17 protein-coding genes are annotated in these 23,140 nt (G+C 56.3%); 9 read left to right on the top strand and 8 right to left on the bottom strand.

What is annotated here, in order from left to right; genetic code table 11:
• Positions 1-242 precede the first annotated feature (242 nt).
• Both ABO_RS13795 and ABO_RS13790 read left to right on the top strand, forming a co-directional pair.
• The gene (locus tag ABO_RS13795; protein ID WP_011589970.1) at positions 243-1,646 is read left to right on the top strand and encodes a phospholipase D family protein; all 1,404 of its coding nucleotides are present in this window, start codon (positions 243-245) and stop codon (positions 1,644-1,646) included.
• Between the two features lie 66 nt (positions 1,647-1,712).
• Entirely contained in the window at positions 1,713-2,156 is a 444-nt protein-coding gene (locus ABO_RS13790; RefSeq protein ID WP_011589969.1) for an acyl-CoA thioesterase, read from the top strand.
• 101 nt (positions 2,157-2,257) lie between these two features.
• Here the strand turns inward: ABO_RS13790 and ABO_RS13785 are convergent, their stop codons facing one another.
• The 3 genes from ABO_RS13785 to ABO_RS13775 all read right to left on the bottom strand — a co-directional run bounded on the left by ABO_RS13785 (position 2,258) and on the right by ABO_RS13775 (position 5,153).
• Complete coding sequence (locus tag ABO_RS13785) at positions 2,258-3,100, bottom strand: MerR family transcriptional regulator (RefSeq protein ID WP_011589968.1); 843 nt, start codon at positions 3,098-3,100, stop codon at positions 2,258-2,260.
• A 95-nt stretch (positions 3,101-3,195) separates the two neighbouring features.
• The gene (locus tag ABO_RS13780; RefSeq protein ID WP_011589967.1) at positions 3,196-4,941 is read right to left on the bottom strand and encodes an SDR family oxidoreductase; all 1,746 of its coding nucleotides are present in this window, start codon (positions 4,939-4,941) and stop codon (positions 3,196-3,198) included.
• The gene (locus ABO_RS13775; RefSeq protein WP_011589966.1) at positions 4,941-5,153 is read right to left on the bottom strand and encodes a hypothetical protein; all 213 of its coding nucleotides are present in this window, start codon (positions 5,151-5,153) and stop codon (positions 4,941-4,943) included. The genes ABO_RS13780 and ABO_RS13775 overlap by 1 nt, the downstream gene beginning before the upstream one ends.
• Before the next feature lie 474 nt (positions 5,154-5,627).
• Between ABO_RS13775 and ABO_RS13765 the strand changes: the two genes are divergently transcribed.
• Positions 5,628-7,922 (top strand): mechanosensitive ion channel domain-containing protein, encoded by a 2,295-nt coding sequence (locus tag ABO_RS13765; RefSeq protein ID WP_011589965.1) that lies wholly within the window; start codon positions 5,628-5,630, stop codon positions 7,920-7,922.
• 163 nt (positions 7,923-8,085) lie between these two features.
• Here the strand turns inward: ABO_RS13765 and ABO_RS13760 are convergent, their stop codons facing one another.
• Positions 8,086-8,928, bottom strand: a complete 843-nt coding sequence (locus tag ABO_RS13760; protein ID WP_011589964.1) for a metal-dependent hydrolase — start codon at positions 8,926-8,928, stop codon at positions 8,086-8,088.
• A gap of 87 nt (positions 8,929-9,015) precedes the next feature.
• Here ABO_RS13760 and ABO_RS13755 point away from each other — a divergent pair, with 87 nt between their 5' ends.
• Positions 9,016-10,002, top strand: coding sequence for a hypothetical protein (locus ABO_RS13755; RefSeq protein WP_011589963.1), 987 nt, complete (start codon positions 9,016-9,018; stop codon positions 10,000-10,002).
• 122 nt (positions 10,003-10,124) lie between these two features.
• Here ABO_RS13755 and ABO_RS13750 read toward each other — a convergent pair whose 3' ends face one another.
• Complete coding sequence (locus ABO_RS13750) at positions 10,125-13,004, bottom strand: GGDEF domain-containing phosphodiesterase (RefSeq protein ID WP_011589962.1); 2,880 nt, start codon at positions 13,002-13,004, stop codon at positions 10,125-10,127.
• Positions 13,005-13,178: 174 nt separating this feature from the next.
• On the opposite strand from ABO_RS13750, the gene uvrD reads away from it, so the two are divergent.
• The gene (uvrD, locus tag ABO_RS13745; protein WP_011589961.1) at positions 13,179-15,341 is read left to right on the top strand and encodes a DNA helicase II; all 2,163 of its coding nucleotides are present in this window, start codon (positions 13,179-13,181) and stop codon (positions 15,339-15,341) included.
• A gap of 139 nt (positions 15,342-15,480) precedes the next feature.
• A complete protein-coding gene (locus ABO_RS13740; RefSeq protein ID WP_035459827.1) occupies positions 15,481-16,629 on the top strand; it encodes a TRAP transporter substrate-binding protein in 1,149 nt (382 codons plus the stop codon).
• Positions 16,630-16,693: 64 nt separating this feature from the next.
• Here ABO_RS13740 and ABO_RS13735 read toward each other — a convergent pair whose 3' ends face one another.
• From ABO_RS13735 to ABO_RS13725, 3 genes are read right to left on the bottom strand one after another with little or no spacing between them, the layout of a single operon-like run.
• Entirely contained in the window at positions 16,694-17,089 is a 396-nt protein-coding gene (locus ABO_RS13735) for an acyl-CoA thioesterase (RefSeq protein WP_041705177.1), read from the bottom strand.
• A 4-nt stretch (positions 17,090-17,093) separates the two neighbouring features.
• On the bottom strand, positions 17,094-18,464 hold the full coding sequence (locus tag ABO_RS13730) for a TRAP transporter large permease (RefSeq protein ID WP_011589958.1): 1,371 nt from the start codon (positions 18,462-18,464) through the stop codon (positions 17,094-17,096).
• A complete protein-coding gene (locus tag ABO_RS13725; RefSeq protein ID WP_011589957.1) occupies positions 18,464-19,024 on the bottom strand; it encodes a TRAP transporter small permease subunit in 561 nt (186 codons plus the stop codon). The genes ABO_RS13730 and ABO_RS13725 overlap by 1 nt, the downstream gene beginning before the upstream one ends.
• 252 nt (positions 19,025-19,276) lie before the next feature.
• On the opposite strand from ABO_RS13725, the gene ABO_RS13720 reads away from it, so the two are divergent.
• The 3 genes from ABO_RS13720 (at position 19,277) to pstA (ending at position 23,136) form a co-directional block, all read left to right on the top strand.
• Entirely contained in the window at positions 19,277-20,323 is a 1,047-nt protein-coding gene (locus ABO_RS13720) for a substrate-binding domain-containing protein (protein WP_011589956.1), read from the top strand.
• Positions 20,324-20,463: 140 nt separating this feature from the next.
• Positions 20,464-21,852 (top strand): phosphate ABC transporter permease subunit PstC, encoded by a 1,389-nt coding sequence (gene pstC, locus ABO_RS13715; RefSeq protein ID WP_011589955.1) that lies wholly within the window; start codon positions 20,464-20,466, stop codon positions 21,850-21,852.
• A 15-nt stretch (positions 21,853-21,867) separates the two neighbouring features.
• Complete coding sequence (pstA, locus tag ABO_RS13710) at positions 21,868-23,136, top strand: phosphate ABC transporter permease PstA (RefSeq protein WP_011589954.1); 1,269 nt, start codon at positions 21,868-21,870, stop codon at positions 23,134-23,136.
• Positions 23,137-23,140: the final 4 nt, after the last annotated feature.

Raw genomic sequence — 23,140 nt, 5'->3', positions numbered from 1 at the left:
GGTCATCCTTACAAGAAAGGGAGACAACAAGGCTGACGCCATAACAAGAAAATGCGGTAAAAAGATCGTGATAGTTTGATGAATCCGAATGAATGTATGGCAGGGTTGGCACTCAGAATAGATTTTATATTCTTGTCATCAGAAGGTCATGATGAGAGCGGAGAGGACGGCGGCATGCATACCGGTTTGCGGATTAACGAGCAACCACTATGGCCAATGCATTGGTCAAAAGGTGAAGGAAAATGAGCCGAGCAACATCAGGCTCCGCACTTACACCGGTATCGTCTTTTTCTCTGGTGGCAGATAGCGATCAGGCTTTTACGCTGCGTGTTACTTTGGCGCGTTTGGCCACTCGCACACTGGATATGCAGTATTACATCTGGGATGACGACACGACCGGAAAGCTGCTCATCTACCGAGTGTTGGAGGCAGCGCGGCGGGGCGTGAGGGTGCGCATGTTGTTGGATCATGCCAATCAGCTGGGCCGGGATGTGAAGTGGGCGGTGCTGGATGCGCACCCAAATATTGAGGTGCGCCTGTTCAATCCGTTCAAGGGGCGCTACAAGCATTTTCTGCAATGGCTCTACTATGCTCCGCGATTAAATCACCGCATGCATAACAAAGCTTGGATTATGGACGGCGAACGAGCGTTGGTGGGTGGGCGTAATGTTGCGGATCACTATTTCGGCGTAAATCCATCCACTAATTTCCGTGATCTGGATCTGTATGCCCATGGCGCCATCGTGGCCGACACGCAAATGGCTTTTGATGCCTTTTGGGATAGCCCGTTAGCGGTGTCTATGAAAAGTTACCGTCATCGCACGGAGGCGACAGCGGATCGGGCCTGGCGTTGGTTGGGGCGCTGGCGCACTTCATTGCAAGGCTACCCTTACCTCTTTCCCCAGCATGAAGCATTTTTCACCGATTACTTGGCAAAACAAGAGCAGCAATGTGTGCAGGCTCCGGCAGCGTTGCTGTTTGATAGCCCTGATAAGGCCAGTGGTGCGAAGCAGACGTTGATGGGAGAGCAACTGGCGCGTTTGCTGGGCAGGCAAGACAATCGGGAGTTATTGATGGAGGCCAGTTATTTTATTCCCGGTGATGCTTTTGTTGAGGCGCTGGGAGGGTTCCAGCAGCGCGGCGGACGCGCGGCGGTGCTGACTAACAGTTTGGCCACTAATGATGTGATTGCCGCTCATGGTGCTTATGCGCGTTACCGTGCAGCACTGTTGGCTGCAGGGGTTGAGCTGCATGAATTACAGCCCAATGCCCGGGCACTGCACCGGCAGGTGCGGTTGTTCAAAGGGCGCTCCCAGGCGAGCCTGCATACCAAAGCGATGGTGTTGGATCGACGCGAAGTGTTTGTCGGTTCTTTCAACATCGATCCGCGCTCGGTGCATTTGAATACCGAAATGGGATACTACGTAGTGTCCGCTGAACTGGGGCAGCAGGTGGCGGCATTTATTGAAGAAGGGTTAGCGCCGGAAAACAGTTACCGTCTTGAAAAGCAGGAAGGCGAATTATTGTGGGGCGCGGATGGATATGACGGTAAGCCGGTCTTGTATTCCCGTGAACCCAAGGCCACCGTTTGGCGACGCATGCTGGCATGGTTATTGTCGTTATTGCCGATTGAGCGGATGTTGTAATCACAGTCGTGCTTTGGCCATGCCATGCGTCTATGTCGACGCGAAAAGAATGAAAAAAGGAAAATCATGACCCAACCGTTCTGTTTTCGTTTTCGGGTGCGCTACAACGAATGCGATGCTCAGAAAGTGGTGTTTAACGCCCGTTATGGCGATTACGTGGATATCGCCATGACTGAATTCATGCGCGCGTTGGGCTGTGATTACCGCCAGTTGCTGGCGGCGGGGCTGGATAACCAGGTGGTGAAATTGACCACCCAATGGCGGTCGCCGGCACGCTTTGACGATGTGTTGGATGTGTTTGTTTCACTTACCCATATGGGCACCACCTCGTTCTCGCTACAGGCGGATATCCGCCATGCGGACGATGGCCGTGCCATTGCCCATTCAGAAGCGGTGTATGTGATGATGACCACTGAGCCGTTCGAGAAGACAGCGGTGCCGGATGAGCTACGCGAACTGTTGCGGGCGGGCGCGCCAGGCGTCGTGATCGACCAGAGCGGCCGAGGCTGAACGCTTGGGTTCCGGCAGAGCGGGTGTGTGCGGCTTAGCCGCCAAAGACATCAAGTGCGACCTTGCCTTTGGCGGTACCTGAGGTTAGCGCGGCCAGCGCGTTATTTTTCTTCTATGTGGGCTAGCACGTTGGCAAGGCGGTCAACGAGAATTTTGTTGATGCTTTTTTCCAGCACCCGGCCGAGTTCGTCGCTAACGACGGCATCTGCCAGTGGGCGGATACGGGTAATAAAATCGGCCAGTTTGGGTACGTCTTCGCCTTCGGGAAGGGCTTCGTCGCCGTACTTTTCATCCACCATGTGATGGATGATCATGCCGATAAAACGCTCCGCCAACTTGTCTACTTCTTTGCGCACTAGGCTTACATGGGTGAGCACTGCATCCAGCGGTACGCCCGCTTGGTTGAGCTCTTTACCCGCGTTGTAGACGCGTGGATAGGGCAGACGTAGGCGCATACCTTCGGGGATGATATAGCCGAGTTTGACGGCCTTGGTCATTACTTCTGGTGTGATGTCTTCGCCGAAGTCGTCCAGCAGGTCCTGATAGTCCAAGTAGGAGGGGACGCTGGGAGTCTGCCAAGTGGTGACTGCTACTTCCAATCCAAGGATGTCATTGAGCTCGCGACCTTGTTCCCAGGCGCTGAGTAGATCGCGGATATTGTTGAGTGTGTAGCCGCGATCCAGCAAGGCGCCGATGATCTTCAGGCGCGCCAAATGCACATCGGTATAAATACCGGTGCGGCCGCGCTTTTCCGGGGGCGGCAGAATGCCGCGATCCTGGTAGGCGCGCACGTTACGCACCGTCGAGCCGGCTTCGAGCGCCAGTTCGTCGATGGTAAATTCTTTGTGGTCTCCGGCGTCTGCCGGTGCCTGTTGCTCAGCCGGTTGAGTGTATTTCCTCAGGCTGCGCAAAATAGCTGCGGGGTTACGGTCACTGGATTTCATGCTGGGATGATAGCCCCCTTTTTGCAGCGGGGCCACAGCCCGCAGTGGTTGCGAGGTGCACCGCTGCTTCCTACGGAGGCATGGATGAGCCCAGCTCAGGGGGTGAATTCTACCTGAGCCAGATTACGGGCCAGCGAGGGTGTGAAGCGCCCCAGCCATTGCATACCCAGAGCTTCTGGGCTGACGGGAACTACCGCGCGGTTTTTCTCTACCGCCTCGACGATGGCCTGCGCGACCCGGTCGGGAGTAAAGGCACGACGTTGGTAAAGTTTCTCAGCGTTTTTCTGGCGGCGGCTTTGTTCGTCATCGTCGACGCCTACAAAGCGGGTGTTGCGGGTGATTGGGGTATTGATGATGCCCGGACAAATGGCGCTGACGCCGATGTTGTGTTCGTCCATTTCTGCTCGCAGACACTCGCTGAACATTAACACTGCGCTCTTGCTGGTGGCATAGGCCGGCAACATGCGCGAAGGCATAAAAGCGGCGGCAGAGGCTATGTTGACGATATGCCCGGCGCGCCCTTGGTCGATCATCTGGCGGGCGAATAGCCGGCTACCATGAATCACGCCCCACAGGTTGACCCCTAGCACCTGCTGCCAATCTTTAACGCTGGTGTCGAGCAACGAGCCGGACAGGCCGATGCCGGCATTGTTGACGACGATATCCGGGGCACCTAATTCCTTTTCTACCCAAGTCGCCAGCGCTTCCATGGAGCGGGTGTTGCTGACATCGCATTTGCGGCTCAGGGCTTCGCCGCCTTCAGCGGTAATGGTGCGGGCGGTGGCGGCGGCCTCTTCGCTGTTGATGTCGGTGCACACCACTAGAGCGCCACGGCGGGCAAAAGCTAAGGCCGTTTCCCGGCCGATACCGGAACCGGCACCGGTGATGATCACCCGTTTACCGCTGTCTGGCCCGGTTGGGTGGCCTGTGGTGACTTTACTGCGTTGCAGCGGCCCGGCGGCAGGGGCGCCTTCGATGTGGTGAATGAATTCTCGAATCCAGTTGGCAGTTACATCCGGGTGCTGCAAGAGCGGGCCCCAGTGGCCACAATCCAGCTCGCGGCGCCAAAGTTGCTCGGTCCATTGTGGTAGATCTTCGAGCATGGCTGGGCGTACATAATTGTCTTCGCGGGCAACGATTAGCTGTACCGGTACTTTGGTGTAACGCTCACGGGGTTTGAGCAGGCAGGGCAGCATGTTGGCGCGGTACAGTTCAATCCCGTGGGTGCCATCCTGCAGTTGGGTGACGCTAGCTTCACTGTAAAGGTTCTCGGTGCGCCGCAGTACCTGTGGCCAGACCTTGGCTAGCCCAACTTTCCACAATGCCGGGGCTAACACTGGTAACTGAAAGGCGCCGATATACCAAGAGTGGGCGAGTTGGTTGAGCACGGCGCCAATTTTTTGCTCGCGCAGCCGGGCATTCATCCATTGCCCCACATGGTCGAGGCAAGGACCAGACAGGGTCGTATAGGACGCGATACGGTGCTCAGCGTTGGGCTCGGTGACCGATTCCCACGTTTGAACGGAGCCCCAGTCGTGCCCCACCAGATGGACTTTTTCATCGGGGCAAACTGCATCCATAACCGCATGCAGGTCGCCACGCAGCTGGGACAGCTTATAGGCCGCGCGGTTCTTGGGGGTGGAGGAGTTACCGGCGCCGCGCACATCGTAGGCGACCACTTTAAAATCTCGGCTGAGCCGTTCCGCCACTTTTTCCCAGACATGGCTGGCGTCCGGGTAGCCGTGTACCAGCACCACGGTGGGGCTCTTGTCGGGACTCCAGGTCCGCACGGCCAAGTCTATGCCATTACGGCTCACTTTACTGTCGCGCCACTGCACCATCAGGCTGCTTCCTCTTGCTTGTCGCTGTTGTTGTGGTTGTTTGTATCTAACCGGTGGGCCGCGATGGCAGTTAGCCAGCGGGGCCCATGATCGTCCACCAGTAGCAATGCACTGTAGGCTACGTTGTCGGTGCCGTCGCTCAGCGTTGGCCCTTCACCAATACGGTCGCCTTCATGCCGTGCTTGAGGCTGTTTGTTTACGGTAGCCCGCACAAACGGCTATGCAATGGCGCCAAGGGCGCATTGGCTGTGCCGTTGGGGGGTGGGCCTTGGCAATGTAGCCAGAGCGAACCGCAGCGCAGTCTATAACTCGTGCCGATACCATAACGCTGGGTGGCCGATCTGTAAGCCTTTGTTGGCTTGCTCCAAAGTATGGATATAAGGAGCTAAAGCCTGAGCGTCAGGGCTCCAGAATGCGTTCCTTAACGCTGCCACTGAGTGGTATTGATCGTTACTCAATGAATAACCAAACCTGATAGTTACAGTGAATAATGTCACGGTCAACCTAAGGGATTGGCACTTCCTCGCCGCCGGTAGTTCGCTAGGGCCAATTCGCAATTGATAAATCACGTAATTCCTTGCCGTGATCTTCACATTGTCCACGCTCTGGATTGTTAGGGTGGGCGCCTGAATGACCATCGAATGAATGTATTTTGCTCGGCGTTAGCCGGGGTAAGGAGATCAGTGATGAGCCATCACCCCCAGCTTTTACGGGGCCTGACAGCCTGTCTTTCTCTTATTCTTCTGCTATTTACGGCCGCTGCGCCTGCGCAGGAGCCGGTCGCGAAAGCCAATCAATACGGTGAGCTGGCGGACCTGCTGGAGGATGACGCCAGCCGCCAGCTGTTGATCGACCAACTGCGCGATTTACAGGAAGGGGCGGTATCAGCGCCTATCGGGGTGGAGGATGATGCGCCGGCCGCAGAGATCGCCGATAAGGCCCCCAGTGGGCAAACCGCAGAGCAGGTCTCACTGGCCCGGCGGATGGCATCGGTTACCGGCGGTTTGGCGGGTGATATGGGCCGGCAGTTTGTGGCGTTAGGCGCCTTGGTTACGGGATGGTTTGGCGCCGACGCTGAGCCTGCTGGTGCGCCAGCAGCCTCCTCATCGTTGGATATGAAAACGGCGAGCGCGGCGCTATTGAATCTGGTGATTCTGGCGGTTGTCACGTTTGTTGTGTTTTGGGCATTACGGGCACTGGCCAGCTCGATCTTTGCGCGTCTTAGTCACTGGGCCGGTGCTGGTCCAGCGAAGCTGGCTATTTTACGCACCACGGCGGCGGTAGCGTTGGCAATTCTTGTGGATGGGGTTGTGGTGGTTTTGGCTTATCTGGCCGGTACCTTTGTGACGCCGTTATTGAGCGAACAGCTGGGGGCGGATGCCACCCGATTGGCGCTGTTTTTGAATGCGTTTTTATTGGTGGAACTCGCTAAAGCGGGGCTGCGAGTGTTTTTCTCCTCGCGCTATGAAGGCCTGCGGTTGTTGCCGGTAGCGCAGCAGCAGGCTCGCTACTGCAATCGTTTTCTTGCCCGTGAGGCCGGGCTGATTGGCTATGGTTTGCTGGTGCTAGTGCCGATGTTGAATTTCAATTTTTCTCCTGTATTGGGTAGCGCTGTTAGCACGGTGGTTATGCTGGTGGCGTTGATTTATGCAGCCACCGTCATTTTGCGTAAACGCACGGTGCTGCGTGATGCGTTGAAGCAACGGGCGAGCGCCAGAACCGGGGTGGTGCGTTTAATGTGGCTGGTATTGGCGCGTAGCTGGCATTGGCTGGCACTTACGTACGCCTTGCTGGTATTTGCCGTTACGGTACTGAACCCCGAAACCGCCTTGCCCTATGTGGCGCTAGCAACACTGGAGACGCTGGTGTTTGTGGGGCTGGGCTTGCTGGGGTCTGTTGCATTAGGGCAATTGATCGGCAAGGAAATACAGCTTCCCGAGGGGCTGAAAGCCAGCATGCCGCATCTGCAAGATCGGGTGAACATTTATGTTCCCACTGGGCTGAAAGTGATCCGTGCGCTGATATTGGCGTTGGTGATTGTGATGTCGCTGGATGCTTGGGCCTTATATGACTTGGGTGCTTGGTATGCCACGACAACCGGCACCCAGGCGGTTTCGGCCCTGGTCGATATTCTGATTATTCTGGCGTTGGCCGCGGCGGTGTGGGTTGTGTTGGCTAGCCTGGTGGAACATAAATTCTGCCCTGATGAAAACAGCACCCCAGCTCAGGCCGCCCGTGGTGAAACCCTACTTGGCCTGTTCCATACTACGTTGGCCATTACCATTATTATCATGACGGTGATGATTGTGCTTTCCGAAGTGGGTGTGGATATCGGGCCGCTGATTGCCGGTGCCGGTGTGCTCGGCCTGGCCGTTGGCTTCGGCGCACAGAAGCTGGTTCAGGATGTGATTACTGGGGTGTTTATCCAATTGGAAAATGCCATGAACACGGGGGATTTCGTTGGTGTTGGTGCTCACTCCGGCACCGTGGAGCGTGTGGGTATTCGGTCGGTGGCGTTGCGTGACCTGTATGGTACTTACCACATAGTGCCGTTTTCCTCGGTGGATGCGGTGTCTAATTACACCCGTGAATTCGGTAATCATGTGGGTGAATATGGCATTGCTTATCGCGAGAGCATCGACGATGCCATCGTGCAGCTGGAGGCTGCGTTTGAAGCGTTGAAGGAAGGCGAGCACAGGAAGGATATTCTGGCTCCGCTGGAAGTGGCTGGGGTGTCGGCCTTAGCGGACAGTTCGGTGAATATCCGTGCGGTGATTAAAACCACGCCGGGCAACCAGTGGGCTGTGGGGCGTGCCTTCAATCGGCTAGTGAAGATCTACTTCGACAAAGCGGGCATTGAAATTCCGTTCCCGCACACCACGCTGTATTTCGGTGAAGACCGGGACGGCAGCGCCCCGGCGGCAAACGTTCGCCTCGCTGATGATCGGGTTGTTTCCACCCAAGTTGGCAATGGGGGGTAAATCTCCGTGTTCCACAAAAACGCCGGCGATCGAGCCGGCGCTTTCTTAGGTGAAAATTTGAGGTTGTAACGTGGCATCGGTGGAATCAAATCAAAAAAAAGGCCGGCAAAAATGCCGACCCTGAAAATCACCGGAAAAGGGAGAGCACGGTGAAGTAAAACGGTTATGCCGCGTCCTTGAGACGGTCGCCAAGCAGGGCTTTGAAGTTTTTCAGGTGTTCGCGGTTGTCGTGGTCCCAAGGGTGAAAGCCGGGTTTGAACCAATCAAACCAAGGTTTGGTGATGTTCAGGAAAACCCCTTTGCGGCCCCAAGTGTGTTTGGCCACCGCTCGCCAGCCCTTCAGGTCGGTCAGGCCACCCTTGATGCGTACATTGTGTAAATAAAAGGGGGTGAACAGGGTAAAGAACGCGGCGGTAGACAATACCAGAGTGCTGCTGCGCAGGGCGTAGGCGCCAAGATTGCTGTCTTCGCCGATAACGGTACGGTATACATCGAAGGCCACGGCCTTGTGTTCGGTTTCCTCTAGAGCGTGCCAATACCAGATGGCCTTATAGTCTTCGTCTGAGCCATCCATGATTTCCGGTAGGTCTAGCAGGCCGCCGCCAAGAATGGCGGTCAGGTGTTCCAGAGATACGGTGATGGCTAATTGAATGGCCTCTGGGCTGTATTGCTGAACCACGCCAAGTAGCTTGGCAACAATGGCCTCTTGGGCATGCAAGGGAACGCCCGCCTGGGCAACGAAGTCATTGTACTCTTCGTGCTCACGGCCGTGGATGGCTTCCTGACCGATAAAGGCGGTTACGGCCTTTTTCAGTTCTGGATCGGTAATCTGGTCGCGATAATTGCGGACGCTGTTGATAAAGAAGCGTTCACCGACCGGGAAGAACAGGCTCATGGTGTTGAGGAACTGGCTAATATTCAGACCGTCCCGGTGCCAGGTCAGCGCCTTGGCCGGGTTCAGGTTGAATTTTAAATTTCGTCGAATAGGTAGAATCGAGGTCGACATTATACATTCCTCCGCAACTGTTACATCACTGGATGATACAATTGATGTGCGTATCATCAAGAACTTTCTTCATAGGGAAGGTAAAAAATGGCGAGTAATAAACAAGAAGTGGCGAATCGTTTACTGGATGGGCTGATTGGTTATCTATTGGCGCGCCTCTCGCCGGGGCATCTGGATTCGTTGATCGTTGATGAGCTGGATTACATTCTTGAGAAAGCGGCAAGCTACTCCTTGAATCAGTGGGTACAGGCTGAGCAGGTGTTTGCCACGGCGCAGAAGTACGCGGTGAAGATGGATATCAGTGGTGCGATTCCCGAGCTGGTGGGCGATATGGTGGAGCAATTCTATGACCACGCTATCCAGAGCGAACGCATTGTGGAAGAAGTTATCGATGAGGCCGTGGTGATGGCTCTGTTCGATAAGGTGCTGGAAATCCCATTGTCTCGGGAAGGGATGGCTTGGCTGGGGCGCAACCCGGTGTTGCTGGCGTTGCTGGCGGGGGGGGCCCAGCTGGGAATCAAGACGCTGTTGCATCAGGGCTTACCTAGCCCCTTTCGCGGCCAGTTGAGCAAACGATTACCGGAGCGCTGGCTGGCCAGCCTAGAGATCCGCTTGCAGGAATGGTTGCTGCGCCGTACGGAGCAATTATTGAGTGACCCTTATTTGTACTGTGACGAGAACGTAGCTGAACTGCGTGAGCTGGTGAAGGTGGCCTGGCAGGATTTTGGGCAACGCCCGGTGGCGGACGTGAAAGAGCTGGTGAGCAGTGAGGATATTCAAGAGCTGTTCGTGATCGTGTTCGAGTATTGGCGGGAGCTTCGCCACACAGATTACTTCAATGTCATGTTGGAATCCGGGGTGCAGGCGTTTTTTGATAAATACGGTGATACCAGCCTGACGGGCTTGCTTGATGAATTGGGTGTGACCCGCGAGCTGATGTTGGATGATGCTCGTCGCTTCCTGCCGCCGGTGATGGCTAAGCTGCAGGAAGAAGGCTTGCTAGAGGCATGGTTGCGTCGCCATCTGGAAGGGTATTTTCAGGCGGAGGAGACGCTGGAGATGCTTAAGGGTTAGTGCGTGGATACGCGCCGCAATCAGCTTAAGGAGCCTCAGCAACGCTATTTCATGCTCAGCCTTGCCGCTGGTTCGTTGCCCTTGGCCAAGGTAACGACGGTGGTGCCGTGAGTCAGCGATTCTCAATGATCAATGGCGTCCCTATACGCTTGGGTGTGCAGTAATTCTAGTAACTCAGATTCCGGTACGGGTCGGCTTATCAGGTAGCCCTGGATGCTGTCACAATGCATGTCTCGCAGAATGCTCAGGTGATCTGCGGTTTCCACCCCTTCGGCGATTACGTTCATTTTCAGGCTATGGGCCATGTCGATGATGGCGCGGGTAATGGCGGCATCGTCCGGGTTCTTGTCTAGCTCCATGATAAATGAGCGATCAATTTTCAAGGTATCTACCGGGAAACGCTTCAGGTAGCTGAGCGAGGAGTAGCCAGTGCCGAAGTCGTCCAGGGCTAACTCAACACCCCGGCTGCGCAATTGCTGGAGCAGTTCGATGTTCTGCTCCATGTCTTCCATGATTAGGCTCTCGGTGAGTTCTAATTCCAACAGGTGCGGGGACAGTTCCGTGGTGGATAGGACTCGATCGATGGTTTCCGCTACGTTTCCTTTGCGGAACTGGTGAGCAGAAAGGTTTACTGAGACGCAGATCTCGCCGAGGCCTTGTTTCTGCCACTTGTGTGCTTGGCGACAGGAGCGTTCCAGCACGAGTTCACCAATGGCAGAGATCAACCCGGTTTCTTCGGCTAGCGGTATAAAGTCTGCCGGTGGAAGCAGGCCCATGGTGGGGTGCTGCCAACGCACTAGGGCTTCCACCGAGGTAATTCGATTGCTGGCCAGGTTCATTTTGGGTTGGTAGTGCACCACGAATTCGTTCTTGAAAATGGCCTTGCGCAGGCTAGTTTCCAAGGCCAGTTGTTCTACTGAGGCCACGCGCATGTTGCTGCGGTAAAATTGGAAATTATTGCCGCCGCTACGTTTGGCCTGATACACCGCCATGTCGGACTGGTTGATCATGCTCTGCGCTTCTTTGGCGGTATCCGGGAATATGCTGATACCGATGCTTGCGCCCAAAAGTAGTTCGTGACCGTCAATCAGGAACGGCTTTTTCATGGCATTGATAAGCTGTTGGCACTGCTGACTAATGCTGCCTTCGCTGCCATGATTTTCTAATAATAGGGTGAATTCATCGCCGCCGACCCGAGCCAAGGACTCTTGCCCGCCGGCATGTTGGGCCATGCGTTCGGCGGCTGCTTTTAGCAGACGATCGCCGATTTCATGCCCTAGGGATTCGTTAATGGGCTTGAAACGGTCTAGGTCGATCATTAACAGGGCGACCTTTTGGCGGTTCAGGCGGGCAAGGGTTAGTGACTTGTGTAGATGCTCGCGGAACTGGGTGCGGTTGGCTAGGCCGGTGAGGCGGTCATAGTTGGAGAGAAACTGTAGTTGTTGCTCGGTTTCCTTACGCGCGGTCAGGTCAGACATCATCCCCACATAGCGGATTACCCGTTTCTGCTCGTCTCGCACCGCGCTCATCTGTAGCCATTCCGGATATATTTCGCCGTTACGGCGGCGTTCGTTGATTTCCCCTTCCCAGAAGCCGTTATCGAGCAGGGCGGCGGTAATCTCCAGATAGATTTCCCGGTTCGCCTGGGCGCCTTCTTCTTCCAAGATACGGCGGCCGATAAGCAGAGACTCGGTATAGCCGGTGATCTGCTCGAAGCGGGTGTTTACGGCAAGGAAACGGAATTTATGATCAAGAATGAAAATGCCTTCTGGGGCGTTTTCAAACACGGTTGCGGCTAACCGTTGTTGTTCCTGGGCCTGGCGATCTTCGGTGATATCACGACGCGTGCCGATCATGCGTATGGCGCGACCGCTTTCGCTGCGGGACACCACTCGACCTTCGTCCTCAATCCAGCGCCAGCTGCCGTCTGCGTGGCGCAATCTATAAACCGCGTGGTAGCGGGGGTCTTCACCCTTGAAGTGCGAAACCATGGCTTGGCGGATTCGAGCCAGGTCATCCGGATGAACCAAGGTATCCAAGTCGCCGAAGAAGTTTTTGAAGTAGGCGCTGTCGTATCCTAGCAGGCGGTCGAAATTAGTGTGGTGATTGAGTCCGGTATCCAGCATCCAATCCCACAGGCCGATGTTGCTGGCTTCCAAGGCTAGCTCTAGTCGTTCGCTGGTCGCCGCCAAGGCGGTGTTGGTTTCGCCTAAGGCTCGGGTGCGTTCCTGCACCATGCTTTCTAGTCGATCGTTGGTGTCTTGTAATCGCTGGCGAGCGTCTTTGCGATCGTAAATCTCTTGAGCCAGTTTCTCGTTCAGAGCTTCAGCGTCGCTGCGTGCGCGGTTCAGGTAATCAATCAGTGAGCGGTTGTTGGCTTGCAACATCATGGCTTTGTGGCCGGTGTGATTGATGCGACGGGCGGCGACCAGGAAGAACAACCCCAGCAGGGACATTAGTAGGACCAGTGCCAATTGACTGTGTTGCTGGGTTTCCGATAGGCGAGCCACTGCTGGGCCGAGCAGCATGATCAAATACAAAAACACGGTGGGGAAATGGCTACTGTAGGCGACCAGCGCCGTGGTGCTTAGGCCTAAGCCCAGACAAATTAATACCAGTTGTGCGCCTAGCATTGGCGGGCTGAATAGGCTATCCAAAGGGTTGAACAGGTAGCCGGCCAAACCGATCAATAAGGGCGAGGCGAGAGCGAGGGCTGAGAGCATACGCCTGAACAAGGGCAGGGCTTCTTGGCCATCTAGTTGGCGACGGTAATAGGACAGAATAAATAAACGGGCAATCTGTACCACGGCAATGATGCCAAACCAGGTTAGCACGGTTGGCTGGGACACGGGGCTGTGCCAGTAAACCCACGCCAGGATAATGACGGCGGCACTTTCCAACAGCAACAGTTCGGCGATGCCGCTTAGCAGCAATTGGCATTGCTCATTAAGCACACCATTAAACTGGGGTGCTGGCTGGAATGATGGGGGCTGTAATGACACCGTTTACGTTTCCTCTGGCTTAAGAGCCGAGTGTTTTTGTTTCCAGTTTACCCACAGGTTGGGGGCGAGGGAAACCGACTTTCTTGGGAGAGAGGAGGGAAGTATCGGGACAGGGGGAAATTGCCCTCTCCGGCGGGCATCACCGGCAAGGACATTCTGCTAAACTTTCGCGCCATGGATGACGTGACTTCCCTTATTGATGGTTTGAACCCGGCCCAGCGCGATGCGGTGGCTGCCGATGATCAACACTTGCTGGTGCTGGCGGGGGCCGGTTCCGGCAAAACCCGCGTGTTGGTACACCGTATCGCCTGGCAGATTGCCACCGAACAGGCTTCGCCGTTCGGTATTTTGGCGGTGACCTTTACTAACAAAGCCGCTGCGGAAATGCGCGGGCGTATTGAGCAGCTGCTGGACATGTCTGCCGATGGCATGTGGGTGGGCACTTTTCATGGTATTGCCCATCGCCTGCTGCGCGCCCACTGGCAGGAGGCCGGTCTCCCCCAAGGCTTCCAGATCATTGATGCGGATGACCAAATCCGGCTGATCAAGCGAGTCAGCAAGGAATTGGGCCTGGATGAACAACGCTGGCCAGCCCGTCAGGCCACCTGGTTTATTAATAGTCAGAAAGACGAAGGACTCCGCGCTCGGCATATGGATACCGGCGGCGACCTGTTCGCGTTGACCATGCAGAAGATCTACTTCGCCTATGAAGAGGCCTGCGAGCGGGGCGGGTTGGTAGATTTCAACGAAATGCTGCTACGGGTACTGGAGCTGTTCCGCGACAACGACAACCTGCGCGGCCACTACCAGCGTCGCTTCCGGCACATTTTGGTAGACGAGTTCCAAGATACCAACAGCATCCAGTACGCCTGGTTGCGGTTGCTGGCGGACGAAAATAATGCGGTCACCATTGTCGGTGACGATGATCAGTCCATTTATGGCTGGCGTGGCGCCAAGATCGAGAACATCCACAAATTCAGCCGCGACTTCCCGGATACCCGTACCATTCGCTTGGAGCAGAATTACCGTTCCACCGGCACTATTCTGAAAGCGGCCAACGCGGTGATCGGCCATAACAGTGACCGCCTAGGCAAGGAACTGTGGACCGAGGGCGGCGATGGCGATTTGATCCGCCTCTATTCCGGTTTCAATGAAGTGGATGAAGCGCGCTTTATTGCCGGGCGCATGGATAAGCTATTTCAGGAAGGCACCGCGCGGCGGGAAATGGCGGTGCTGTACCGCTCCAACGCCCAGTCGCGGGTGCTGGAAGAGGCTTTTCTGCAGGCGGGGATTCCCTACCGTATCTATGGCGGGCAACGCTTCTTCGAGCGGGTGGAAATCAAAAATGCACTGGCCTATCTGCGCCTACTCAGCCACCGCCATGCGGATGCCGCCTTCGAGCGAGTGGTGAACACACCCACCCGCGGCATTGGCAACAAGACCCTAGAAACCCTGCGTGAGGTGGCGCGGCAGCGTAACGTGTCCCTGTGGGACGCTGCCCAGGCAGTCGTTAGTGAGCAGTTGCTTACCGCTCGAGCCATTAATGCGTTGGCGGTGTTCCTGAATCTAATCGCCCAGCTGGAGCAGCAGTGCGATGGGTTGTCGTTGGCGGAAACTACCGAGCATGTGATTGAAGCCAGTGGGTTGCTGGAATTTCATGGCAAGGAAAAGGGCGAGAAGGGCCAGCAGCGGCTGGAAAACCTGCGCGAACTGCTTTCTGCCACCCGGGAATTCGGTGATGAGGATGAGGACTCCGAGCTCGATAGCCTCACCGCATTTCTGGATCACGCGGCGCTGGAATCCGGGGAGGGCCAGGCTGACGCCCACGAGGACGCGGTGCAGATGATGACCCTGCACTCGGCCAAGGGGCTGGAATTTCCGGTGGTCTTTATTACCGGCATGGAAGAAGGCTTGTTCCCCCACAAGATGTCCAGCGAAGAGCCGGGCCGGTTGGCGGAAGAGCGCCGCCTTTGCTACGTGGGCCTGACACGGGCCATGCGCGAGCTGTATCTGACCCACGCGGAAAGCCGCCGGTTGTACGGTAACGAAAATTACAATCCACCCAGCCGTTTTCTGCGAGAGATTCCCGCCGAAACGCTGGAGGAAGTTCGCGCCCGTGCAGGGTTCAGCCGGCCCATGGGCGGTGCGGCTAAACCCATTCGTGAAACCGAGTCTAACGGCATCAGCCTGGGTGCTCGGGTGTTACACCCGAAATTCGGGGAAGGTACGATTTTGCAATTTGAAGGGCAGGGGCCTAATGCGCGCCTACAAATCAATTTCGATGGCGCGGGCACCAAATGGCTGGTTAGCCAATACGCTCGGCTGGAAGTGATATAGGGCTGGCGGCTCGCTTGATTCTCGCCCCCCTGATGCCTGACGCTGAAACGAAAGACGGTCTGGCATTGGCATGTAGTGTCAGGCTGCAAAAATAAACCGAAAGCGGCAGAACTGCCGCTCACTATCGGAGGATGTCCCATTGGATCGCCGTAAATTTGTTTCTGCCCTAGGTTTGGGGCTGGGAGGCTTGGCGCTGGCCGGCTGTGAACAGAAAGATTGCCCGCCGACAGACAAGGCGGTGGTGACACCGCCGGAACCTGAGGAGAAAAAACTCAGGCCACAGACCTATGAATGGAAAATGGTTACCACTTGGCCAAAGAACTATCCGGGGTTGGGTGCGGGCGCCAACCGCTTTGCCAAACGGGTGGAAGAAATGTCGGCCGGGCGAATTAAGATCAAGGTTTATGGCGCCAAAGAATTGGTGCCGGCCTTTGAGGTGTTTGACGCGGTACGCCAGGGCAGTGCGGAAATGGGCCATGGGGCTGCCTATTATTGGAAAGGAAAACATCCTGCCACGCCGTTTTTCACCGCTGTGCCCTTTGGGCTCACAGCCCAGGAAATGAATGGCTGGCTGCACCATGGCGGGGGGCAGGAACTGTGGGATGACTTGTATGCCCAGTTCAATCTTAAGCCTTTTGCCTGTGGTAACACCGGTACGCAAATGGCGGGCTGGTTCAATAAAGAAATCAACAGCATTGAAGACCTGAAAGGGTTGAAGATGCGTATGCCAGGCCTGGCTGGGGAAGTGTTGGGCAAGGTGGGTGCTACCCCGGTACAGCTGCCGGGTGCCGAGGTGTTTACCTCGCTGCAAACCGGGGCCATTGATGCGGCGGACTGGGTTGGGCCCTACAACGACCTGACCTTTGGCCTGCACCGGGTAGCTGAGTACTACTACTATCCGGGCTGGCAAGAGCCCGGCCCAACGCTAGAGCTGACCATTAACAAAAAGGTGTGGGAAGGCCTTCCCGCAGACCTGCAGGCGATCATTCGCTACGCGGCCCAGTCCGAAAACCAGGACATGCTGGATGAATACACCGCCCGCAATAATGCCGCCTTGGATGAGCTGGTTAACAAGCATGGGGTGAAGTTGCGTCGCCTGCCGGACGATGTGCTTAAGGCCCTGAAGGATGCCAGCGATGATGTGATCGAAACCCTCGTGGCGGACAACAAGGACGCACGTAAGGTATACGACTCCTATCGCGGTTTCCGGGATCAGTCGTTGCAATCTATGACGGTGGCGGAGCAGTCGTACATGAATGTGCGCAGCGAGCTACAAGTTAAAGGTTAAAAGCGCGGCAGGGGCCTGGCCCGTGGGACGGCCCGCGTTACGGCGTGTCACTAGCGGTTGGCGGTTAATCCCGTGGCACTGCCCGGGTGCGGCCCGTGTCGTCAATCGCTACGAAAGTGAAATGCCCTTCGGTAACTTTCGACAAGGTGCCGGAATCTTCGCGAATCCATACTTCCACCAAAATCTGCATGGAGCTGCGGCCGATGTCCTGTAGCTGGGTGTAGCAGCTGACAACGGCGCCCACGGGGACCGGTCGCAGGAACGCCATGGAATCAATGGCTACGGTGGCCACACGGCCACGGGCTTTTTTGCGGGCGGTGACGGCACCGGCCAGGTCCATCTGGGAGACCAGCCAGCCGCCGAAAATATCCCCATTCCAGTTGGCGCTTTGTGGCATGGCAATGGTTTGGATGGCAAGGGTGCCAATTGGCTGGGGCATGTCGTCAGTGTGGTCTGTCATTTTATTATCCGTAGAGCGCATGAGGCAGCCAGGTGGCGAGTTCAGGGAACAGCGCCAGAATGCCCAGCATGATTAATTGTATAAAGATAAAGGGTATCACGCCCTGATAAATGTGCGTGGTTTTAACCTCTGCCGGCGCCACCCCGCGTAGATAAAACAGCGCGAATCCGAAGGGTGGGGTCAGAAACGAAGTTTGCAAGTTCAATGCAATCATTACGCCAAGCCAGATGGGGTCCAGCCCCATGCCCAGTAGCACCGGGGCGACAATCGGCACTACCACAAAGGTGATCTCGATAAAGTCGAGAATGAAGCCGAGCAGGAAAATCAGCAGCATCACCATGACGGTGGCACCGATCACTCCACCGGGCATGGCGGCAAACAGATTATGCACCGCTTCCTCGCCGCCAAAGCCCCGGAACACCAGTGAAAACAGGCTGGCACCGATCAGGATCATGAACACCATGGCGGTGACTCGGCTGGTGGCACGGACCACCTCGCCAAGGATGGTTCTGTTCAGGTGTCGATTGGCTGCCCCCAGCAGCAGGGCACCAAAGGCGCCGACGCCGGCGGCTTCCGTGGGGGTGGCCTTGCCGGTGAGAATGGAGCCCAGCACCGCGGCGATCAACAGTAGCGGCGGGATCAGGCCGCCAAGCAGGGCCCGCCAGCTACGGCGTTCACCGTCGGCGGGCGCAAAGGCGGGAGCCCATTGGGGTTTTAACAGGCTGATTGCCACCACATAGAACAGGTACAGCCCTACTAAAATCAGCCCGGGAATCAGGGCGCCGACAAATAAATCGCCCACCGACACGGTATCCAGCGACCACAGGCCCTGCTTGAGCTGGATGTCCTGATAGGCGTTAGCCAGCACATCACCCAGTAATACCAGGGCTATGGAGGGGGGGATAATCTGCCCGAGGGTGCCGGTGGCGCAGATCAGCCCGGTGGATAACTGTGGTTGATAGCCCTGACGAAGCATGGTGGGCAGCGAGAGCAGGCCCATAGTGACCACGGTGGCGCCGACAATGCCGGTGCTGGCGGCGAGCAGGGCGCCCACCAAAATAATCGCTAGCCCCATGCCGCCAGGGAGTGGCCCGAATAGCTGGCCCATGCTGGACAGCAGTTTTTCCGCCACCCGAGATTTCTCTAGCATCACGCCCATGAATACGAACAGGGGTACCGCCATTAGTGTGCTGTTTTCGATGATCCCGAATAGTCGGTTGGGCACAAAACTCAGGTCAGAAGGAGAAAAGGTACCGGTAAGCATGCCGCCAGCTGCAAACAGCAGCGCGGTGCCGCCTAGGGCAAAGGCCACTGGGTAGCCGGTAAGCAATACCACGCATACGGCCACAAACATGGACAAGGGAAGCCATTCCATCACAGGCCCTCCTCCGGGTGTTTCTCATGTTCGGTGGTGCGTGGGGGAAGGGGGGCGCCAAGTAACGTTAGCCCATGGCGTAGCAGTTCAGCCAATGCCTGCACACTCAGCAATGCGGGCAGCACTAGCAACAGGCTTTTTAGCAGATAGACATAGGGCAGGCCGCCGTTGGCGGAGCCCTCCTGCTCGCGCCAGCTACTGGCCACATAATCCAGAGATAACCAGAAAATTGCTACGCAGATGGGCAGCAGCAAAAACAGGGTGCCTAGCAGATTCACCCAGGCCTGCCCGCGCGGGCTAAAACGCTGGTAGAGCACATCCACCCGGACATGTTCGTCTTCGGCCAAGGTGTAGGCGATGGCTAACATAAAGAGGCTGCCGTGCAGATAGGTCAGGGATTCTTGCAGGGCAATGTTGCCGATGTTGAACCCATAGCGCAGAACGACGACTAGCACTATGCCCAGTACTAGCAGCAGCGCCAGCCAAGCGCTGCCGCGGCCGATGGTGGTGGTAAAAGCGGTCAGCCATTGCTGGCCGTTCTGTAGGTTCTGTTTTGTCATTATTGTCAGGGGATAGCGAGAAAACAGGCATTATACGGAAAACGCCACAGGCAGCACGCATTCCGGGTGTGGGCTGGGCTAGGGTGTCTGTAGCCTGAATCTGATCTCAGTGTAATGTCGTTGTCACAAACCCTCTCTAGCATGCGCTGTGCTGAAACATGAACTGGCTTGCAACACGCGCAAGACAAACCGGGGTGGATACTTCCTACAAGCGCCGGTGCCAAAACTAGGAGGCTTATTGTGAACGTTAAAATGAAAGCAACACTGGCAGGTGCCGCTGCTGCTCTGGCCATGGCCAGCGCTCCGGGTACCGCGATGGCTCGTGACACCATTTCCATCGTGGGTTCATCCACGGTATACCCGTTCGCCACCGTAGTGGCCGAGCGTTTTGGGCGTACCGGTAACGCCACCCCGAAAATTGAATCCACCGGTTCCGGCGGCGGCATGAAGCTGTTTTGCCAGGGCGTCGGAACTCAGCACCCGGACATTACCAATGCTTCTCGCCGGATGAAGAAATCCGAGTTTGAGCTGTGCCAGAGCAACGGTGTGAAAGACATTACCGAGGTGAAGGTAGGTTATGACGGCATCGTGATTGCCAACTCGGTGAAAGGTAAGCACATCGATCTGTCCCTGCGCGAAGTTTTCCTGGCCCTGGCCAAGGATGTGCCGAACCCGAAAGGCGGTGAAGAGCTGGTTGCTAACCCTTACAAAACCTGGAAAGAGATTAACCCAGCCCTGCCGAACGTGAAGATCGAAGTGCTAGGCCCGCCGCCGACTTCCGGTACTCGTGATGCATTCAACGAACTGGCCATTGAAGGTGGCTGTAAAACCTTCCCATGGCTAAAAGCCATTAAGGGTGAAGATAAGTCCAAGTACAAAGCGATTTGCCGCAGTGTGCGTGAGGACGGTGTCTATGTTGAAGCCGGTGAAAACGACAACCTGATCGTGCAGAAGTTGGAAAAAAATCCGAATGCCTTCGGTGTGTTCGGTTACTCCTTCCTGGATCAGAACCGCGGTGTGGTGCAAGCTGCAAATGTTGGCGGTGTTGAGCCCACTTTCGAAGCGATCGGTTCTGGCGAATACCCGGTATCCCGCTCTTTGTACTTCTACGTGAAGAAAGCGCATGTAGGTGTGGTGCCGGGTATCGAGGGTTACGTGAAAGAGTTCACCAGCGAGAAAGCGTGGGGTGATCAGGGGTACCTGAGCGAGAAAGGCTTGATCCCGCTGGCTGATGATCTGCGCAAGTCCATGGCTAAACAGGCGCGTAGCCTGAAGCCCATGACCGGCAACGAGCTGTAAGCAAGGGAATAATAAAGAAGCACGGATGCTTTTGGCCCGGTGGTGTTTGCCGCCGGGCTTTTTCGCCCCTGAAAAGGTGTGTTTGTTCCACCAAGATTGCCGCGGTGATCTTGGTTGAGCAAATCCGATCGGAGTGATACATGCAAACCGGAAACCTGCTGTTGCTGCTGGTAGTGATGGTGGCCGGCGCTTACTACTTGGGGCTTCGCCGCTCCTTTGCGCTGGCCCGCCCGCTGGGCGGCATTCGCCACCTGCACTCATTGCCGTTTTACTTCGCCATGCGTTCGGCTATGTGGTGCGCGATTCCCGCCTTAATCGTGCTGGGGCTGTGGTTAGCATTTGATGACAACATCATCCGCCAGCAAGTGCTGGGCAGCTTGCCGGTGGAGCTGCAACCGACGGATGCCTCCAGCTATAACCTGACGCTTAGCAAAATTCAGAATGTGGCCAGTGGTGCGCTACCGACTAATTTCGTGGAGCCGCCGATTGCCGCAGCGGCGGAGCATCTGCAGTCATTGCGCCAGACCAGCGCCATGGCGCTGACCGTGGTGATTATTGTGCTGTGTATGTTGGGCGGCACCTGGGCCTGGCTGAAAGTATCGCCGCAATTGCGCGCCCGTCAGCAGGTGGAGCGCGTACTGCAGACGCTGTTCATGCTGTGTGCCACGGTAGCGATCCTTACCACCGTGGGCATCGTTATGTCGGTGCTGTTCGAATCGATCCGGTTCTTCGGCAAGGTGCCGGTGACCGATTTCTTATTCGGCTTGCAGTGGAGTCCACAGACTGCCCTGCGGGCTGACCAGGTTGCCTCTGGCGGCGCTTTTGGTGCGGTGCCCTTGTTCATGGGCACTATGTTGATCTCTGCGATTGCCTTATTGGTGGCGGTTCCGGTGGGGTTGATGTCCGCTATTTATCTATCGGAGTACGCCAGCAAGCGAGTGCGCACGGTGGCCAAGCCGGCCCTGGAAGTGTTGGCCGGGGTGCCCACGGTGGTTTACGGTTTTTTTGCTGCGTTGACAGTGGCTCCGTTTATTCGCGGCATGGGTGAAGCCGTGGGGTTAGATGTGGCGTCGGAGTCGGCCCTGGCCGCAGGCTTGGTGATGGGCGTGATGATTATTCCGTTTGTCTCATCGCTTGCCGATGACGTGATTACTGCGGTGCCCCAGTCCATGCGCGATGGCTCCTTGGGATTGGGGGCAACCAAAAGCGAAACCATCAAGAAAGTGATTTTTCCGGCGGCATTACCGGGGATTATGGGGGGCATTTTGCTAGCCGCGTCCCGAGCCATTGGTGAAACCATGATTGTGGTCATGGCCGCCGGCTTGGCCGCTAACCTTACTGCCAACCCACTGGAAGCGGTCACTACCATTACCGTGCAGATCGTTACGTTGCTGACCGGTGACCAGGAATTCGACAGTGCCAAAACCCTGGCGGCGTTTGCCCTAGGCCTGATGTTGTTCATCACAACCCTGGTTATGAATATCTTCGCGCTGCACATCGTGAAGAAATACCGCGAGCAGTACGACTAGCGTCGGGAGAAAGTTATGAGCAAAACCACAGAAAAAGTGCGTAAGACGCTGGCCCGACGCTACCGGGCAGAGAAACGTTTCAAAGCCTATGGTATGGCCTCCATCGGCATTGGTTTGATGGCCTTGCTGTTGTTGTTCACTGACATCATCGGCAAGGGCCACAGTGCCTTCGTTGAATATGAAATTCAGTTGCCGATTACCTTCGATGCGGAGGTGTTGGATGTCAGTGACCCCCGCGATGCGGAGCAGCTTAACTACGGTAATTACCAAGGGGTCATTCGTGACGCTCTGGCAGAGCGGTTCCCTGGCGTGGAGTCACGCTTGGACGTTCGCTCGCTTAACCAGCTGGTGAGCACCGGGGCTGGTTATGCTCTGCGCGATATGCTTCGCGAAGAGCCGGCCCTGTTGGGAGAGACACGAACTCTATGGCTATTGGCCGACGATGATGTGGATTTGTTTCTCAAGGCGAACGAAGAGCAACGCGAAGACAGCCGTCTTAATGACAAGCAGCAGGCATGGGTGGCGGAGCTGGAAGCGTCCGGCGAAACTCGTATGGTCTTCAATCGGTCGCTTTTCAGTTACGGTGACTCCCGTGAACCGGAGCAAGCCGGTATTTTGGGTGCTATTCTTGGTTCCTTGTTCACGATGATTGTGACGTTGCTGCTGAGCTTTCCCATTGGTGTCGCGGCAGCTGTCTACCTGGAAGAGTTTGCGCCAAAGAACCGCTTCACTGATTTCATTGAAGTGAATATCAACAACCTGGCCGCCGTGCCGTCGATCATCTTCGGCCTGTTGGGCTTGGCAGTGATAATAGGCTTGTTTGGCTTGCCCCGGTCAGTGCCGTTGGTAGGGGGTATAGTATTAACGCTGATGACCCTGCCTACGGTGATCATTTCCAGCCGTGCGGCGATCAAGGCGGTGCCGCCCAGTATTCGTCAGGCCGCCATGGGGCTAGGCGCGTCGAAGATGCAGGTGGTGTTGCACCATGTACTGCCGCTAGCGCTCCCCGGCATGCTCACCGGCGCCATCATTGGCATGGCCCAGGCACTGGGTGAAACAGCACCGCTGCTGATGATTGGCATGGTGGCCTTTATCGTAGATTTGCCCGCTGACCCGTTGGATGCCGCAACAGTATTGCCGGTGCAAATTTATCTTTGGGCAGACAGCCCGGAACAATCTTTCGAAGCCCTGGCGTCCGCCGCCATCATGGTGCTACTGGCTTTCCTGATTACCATGAACACCTTGGCGGTGATTCTGCGTAAGCGCCTTGAGCGGCGCTGGTAACAGA

Origin of the sequence: Alcanivorax borkumensis SK2, assembly GCF_000009365.1 — a bacterium.
Taxonomy (GTDB): Bacteria; Pseudomonadota; Gammaproteobacteria; order Pseudomonadales; family Alcanivoracaceae; genus Alcanivorax; species Alcanivorax borkumensis.
Note: the sequence above shows the minus strand (reverse complement) of the source record. Positions and strands in the feature narration are given on the sequence as shown.